Genomic DNA, 4,635 nt, shown 5'->3' on the forward strand with positions numbered 1-4,635 from the left:
GCAATAATGAATAAGACGTCTTTTATAAATATTTAAATTCAATTCAGAACAATAATTTAATGCAGAAAGTCCTAACTCACTGAGTTTAATATAGCTGGAAGCACCGCACTCATTTTCATTTTGTCTCTCAAAAACTAAAAAAAGCCTTGACTTGGTGTTAACTCCAAATGCTAGACTGCTGTTAACGATGAATCAATGATGATGATAAGCAGTTTAGAAGGAAACGATACATGAAATTGCCGAGAGTTTATCAAAGCGGCTACACCAGTAGGACTAGCTATAATTCAAAATACTTGTAGATCCCAGGAAAAACCGTAATGTCTAGATAACAAAGGAAGCAAATGTGAAAAGAATATATCTTTTACTAACGGCAATAACTGTCGTGCTTTTACTAGTTGGTGTACAAGCACGACAGTGCTTAACAGCAGAAAAAATTAATCCTTTAAGCATGGAAAAAGCAAATGAACAGCAGGAACAAGCACTCTCGCCAGCACGAAAAATTCTTGTCGTTTATTTTTCTCATTCGGGCAACACTCGCGAACTGGCCAATCAAATTCACACAAGCGTTGGGGGGGATATTATCGAAATTCAGCCAGAAAAACCATACCCCAGTAATTACTTTGCACTTGTGCAACGAGCGAAAGAGGAAAGAGATGCGGATTACAAACCCGCGCTGAAAACAAAAATTAAAAATATCGCATCATATGATGTGATTTTTATTGGCTCGCCGATTTGGGGCGGAACAATACCTCAACCGATTGTATCGTTTTTGTCGGAATACGATTTGACGGGGAAAACAATTGTGCCGTTCTGCACGTACGGTGGCAGCGGTCAGGGACGAAGCGTCACAGACATCGCAAAACTTTGCCCACAATCAACTGTTCTCGAAGGTTTTGGAGTTGAGAGCAAAAATGTGAAAAACGTACAACCTGAAATAGCTAATTGGTTAAATAAAATTAAAATTATAGAATAAAATAGTGGTTTTGACAGGAAAAACTACAATGAAAGTAGAATTTACGGCACTGGAATCATGAAGCAGGTGGTGTACATGGGAAAAAGCAGATAACTGTGGTGATATTACGATGTGTTGGAGCAGGCGATTTATCAGCAGGCCAGATATTACAGCCAAAAGGCCATGGGTATTAATTATGCTGAAAAGGAAACTCTGAGAAGCCGATTTTTAGTTTGCTATTGACTTAGAGTTAGCTCTAGATGGTATGCTATCGATAGCAGGAGGTGAGAAACCGTATGACGATTACAGAAGTAAGTCAAAAATATGATATTTCCCAGGATACACTCCGTTATTATGAGCGCATCGGACTGATTCCCCGCGTGAACCGCAATAAAAGCGGGATCAGGGATTATACAGAGGAAAACTGCAATTGGGTCGAATTTATCAAATGCATGCGAGATGCAGGGCTTTCGATTGAAGTCCTGACTGAGTATGTCGGGATGTTTCAGCAGGGTGATACAACCATTGAGGCGAGAAGAGAATTGTTTGTGGGGCAGCGTAAGCTGCTTATCAAAAAAGTGGAAGATATGCAAAGAACGATCGAACGCTTGGATTATAAGATTGCAAAATTTGACCAGACAATCGTTGAGAAAGAAAAAGAACTAATAAAACCGGGGGATTATGCAAGTAACCCATAATTAAGTAAAGTTTGCTAGGTTAACCTGACAAACCGGCATTAACGGTAACGGGAAAGCAGATCTTAAAGTGAAGATAAATTGAAAAAGAAATAAAGCATCTTGCCTATCGGCAGGATTACGGAACAAAACCCGCTTTCAGGTTTGAAAGCGGGTTTTTGTATACCTTATATTAATGATTCGGATATTCGGATGACAAACGGATCAGTGTCTCTTACTACGTATGATCAAATCTTTTTTGAAGAACTTCGCTGCATCCGTTTTACCGTGTGATAAGTTACGCAAACACAGAGCCCCATGATGGACAGGTAATCAATAAAAAAGATCACAGGGGATTGGTCATAGTTCCAGAAATCAAAGGTATAATATAAAATCAGCTTGGCTCCTATTTCTCTGCTAAAGGAAGCATATACTCCATATGTTGCAAGCAATACCGCCATAGTTTGTAGCGCCAAGGTGCGGTTGCGGTTCGCCGAAGTAATTTTCGCCATCTTTCGCACCGCATCCATAATCATACCCCAGTGCATTCCAAGATGCACAGACATGAGGATAAAGCCCCAATAGGTGAACAGCATATGTAGCTTGCGGGCGAATAAGCCGCCGTTTAGGTCCATAAAGACAAACACGGTGCGGGAGAGCATTACGCCGCTGATTAGCAGCGCCAGCATCGTTGCAAGAAGAAGCAGGTTGATCACGGTATGAAAAAAACGAAGTGTATTGTACTTTCCTTTCAGCAGTGCTTTATACCACCCCCAATTCAAGATATTGTGGATGATAAATACTATAAACAAGGTAATGCCCAATAGCTCATGAATCGTGGTTCCGGTTAGGCGGGAAGCCATTGCCACCAATATGAGAACGGTCATAATGAGATCAATAGCCAGTTTGCACAGCGCTCTTGTATTCAAAAAATCCCCCTTTCTGGAATAAAAAATATGGACGCCTATCTAGCTCGCAGCCAGCGGCAAATCAATATAGGCTTGTACCGCTGGCTGGGCTCAAATAACATCCACTGGGTCTTCCAAGTTAGCTGGAAACGTTGCGTTACTTTATCATTCCGATTTGGTGAAGCCACGTGGCTACATCATTCTGGGCGCTTTTCGCACTTGATCCCCGGATGGCGAAACCATCAAGGAGCGTGGCCTGCGGGCAAAGCTGACGGAGGTCACTGACGCTTCGCCCAAAGCGGCTTCCTTCGTGGGTGCTGAAAGGGATGATGGTTTTCCCGGAGAAATTATGTCCCTCCAAAAAGGTAAATACCGCCATGGGCATTGTTCCCCACCAGTTGGGATACCCAAGGAAAATCACATCGTAAGAGGCCATATTCTGCACCGTTGCTGTAAGTTTTGGCCTGTAGTTGGTTTCCAGCTCCCGTTTGGCCTGCTCAGTAGTCGCATTGTAATCTGCTGGATATGAGTCTACAGCCTTAATCTCGAACATATCGCCGCCGACGTTGGCGTGAATTTGGTTCGCAATTTCACGTGTATTGCCGGAGCGCGAAAAATAAGCAATAAGAATTTTCTTGTTTCCTGTATTCAGCTGTGTTTGACTGCCAATTTCCGCTTTCGTATCGGGCGGACTGGTTTTTTCCTGTGCAGCAGCATTGGGATTGGAGCCATTGCCTGCCTGTCCACCGCTATTATTGCCACTGCAGGCAGTGAGAGAGAGGCCCAGTATCAATGTAAGGGCCAAGGCTAAGATTTTTTTCATAACATAATCCTCCTTGTTATTATCAGTATTTATCCACTTATCACCGCTATCAGCAGAACATGCGCCGTCTTTGCGGGCATTAGTTCTCCAAAACTTCAACCGCGTTTTGCATCTTGTCCCGGACATTTACCTGGAAGGGGCAGCTTTTTTCGCACGAGCCACATTCAATACAGTCTTTTGCCCTCTGGCTTAAGCTGCGATAATGTTCTTTCGCTAACTGATCACCTGCAAGAAATAAGTCGAGGTATTTGTGGACAGCGCCAATATCTATATTGACAGGGCAGGGTAAACAGTGGTTGCAATACACACAGGTTCCCCGCATATCCTTGTGCTGCATACCGGCGATAAAAGAATAATCTCTTTGCTCTTTGCTGGAAGAATAAAAGCCAATGGCATCCTCCATATCCGCCCTGGAACGCACACCTAAAAGACAGGAAAGCACGGCGGGGCGGTCAAGAGCATATTGCAGGCACTGGTAGATGGTCATGACCCTTTCAAATGGCGAGGTGCCTGGATTTAGCAATATACCGCCGCCATAAGGCTTCATCACCTGGATGCCGATACCGCGTTTTTCACATTCCTGATAAAACTTGGCGCGTTCCTGAGAAACAGTCAGCTGGTCTTGTCCTATCATGTCCAGCTCTTCAAAGGGAACATTGCTCACCGGATCGAGGTCATAAGCCGCGTTCAGACTGAACATGCACAAATCGACTTCGCCTGTTTCAATAAAGCGATTGCAAATATCTACGTTATGGGAAGCGAACCCGAGATAACGAATAGTGCCATCTTTTTTCAGTTTCCGGGCATAATCAAAAACGCCGGAAGAAAACACTTCCTCGAAATCTTTTTCTTCATCCACATAGTGGATAAAGGCGATATCGGCATAGTCAATTCCTAGCTTGTCCAATTGAGCTTCAAAGCCTTTTTGCACTTGGTCAAGCTTACGGGTGCGAAGATACTGCCCATTGGGGAAAGTCAGCCCCAAATGCAGTTGATACAATACTTTATCACGCTGACCCTTAAGCGCAGGGCCGAGCTTATCCAGCGCTTCGGGATAGGAAATTGCCGTATCGACAAGGTTGACACCCTGTTCAAGGGAATAGTCCACCAGCCGCTGCATTTCCTCCGGAGAGATTTCATGCAGATGCGCTCCGCCAATGCCAATTGTGCTGACCTTGTCAGTGCCTTTGGGTATTTTTCGATATTCCATAGAGTACCTCGTTTTTAAGCGTAGCCGCATATTTTTTTTATCTTACATTATGGAGTTAACTCTAAGTC

Annotated in this window: 5 protein-coding genes; 2 read left to right on the top strand and 3 right to left on the bottom strand. The window is 43.7% G+C overall.

The genetic code is table 11. From position 1 onward, the window contains the following. The first annotated feature begins 343 nt into the window (after window positions 1–343). Together VN379_RS11740 and VN379_RS11745 are read left to right on the top strand one after the other, a co-directional pair. Complete coding sequence (locus VN379_RS11740) at window positions 344–973, top strand: flavodoxin (protein ID WP_325534011.1); 630 nt, start codon at window positions 344–346, stop codon at window positions 971–973. 275 nt (window positions 974–1,248) lie between these two features. Further along, the gene (locus tag VN379_RS11745; protein ID WP_325534014.1) at window positions 1,249–1,650 is read left to right on the top strand and encodes a MerR family transcriptional regulator; all 402 of its coding nucleotides are present in this window, start codon (window positions 1,249–1,251) and stop codon (window positions 1,648–1,650) included. 224 nt (window positions 1,651–1,874) lie between these two features. Here VN379_RS11745 and VN379_RS11750 read toward each other — a convergent pair whose 3' ends face one another. The 3 genes from VN379_RS11750 to VN379_RS11760 form a co-directional block, all read right to left on the bottom strand. Beyond that, entirely contained in the window at window positions 1,875–2,555 is a 681-nt protein-coding gene (locus tag VN379_RS11750) for a DUF4405 domain-containing protein (protein ID WP_325534016.1), read from the bottom strand. A gap of 136 nt (window positions 2,556–2,691) precedes the next feature. Then, window positions 2,692–3,357 carry a flavodoxin gene (locus tag VN379_RS11755; RefSeq protein WP_325534018.1) on the bottom strand — a complete coding sequence of 222 codons (666 nt, stop codon included), beginning with the start codon at window positions 3,355–3,357 and terminating at the stop codon, window positions 2,692–2,694. Between the two features lie 79 nt (window positions 3,358–3,436). Then, window positions 3,437–4,567, bottom strand: a complete 1,131-nt coding sequence (locus tag VN379_RS11760; RefSeq protein ID WP_325534020.1) for an aldo/keto reductase — start codon at window positions 4,565–4,567, stop codon at window positions 3,437–3,439. Between the last annotated feature and the right edge of the window lie 68 nt (window positions 4,568–4,635).

The sequence above is a fragment of the Sporomusa sp. genome (assembly GCF_035561255.1).
Lineage (GTDB): Bacteria > Bacillota > Negativicutes > Sporomusales > Sporomusaceae > Sporomusa.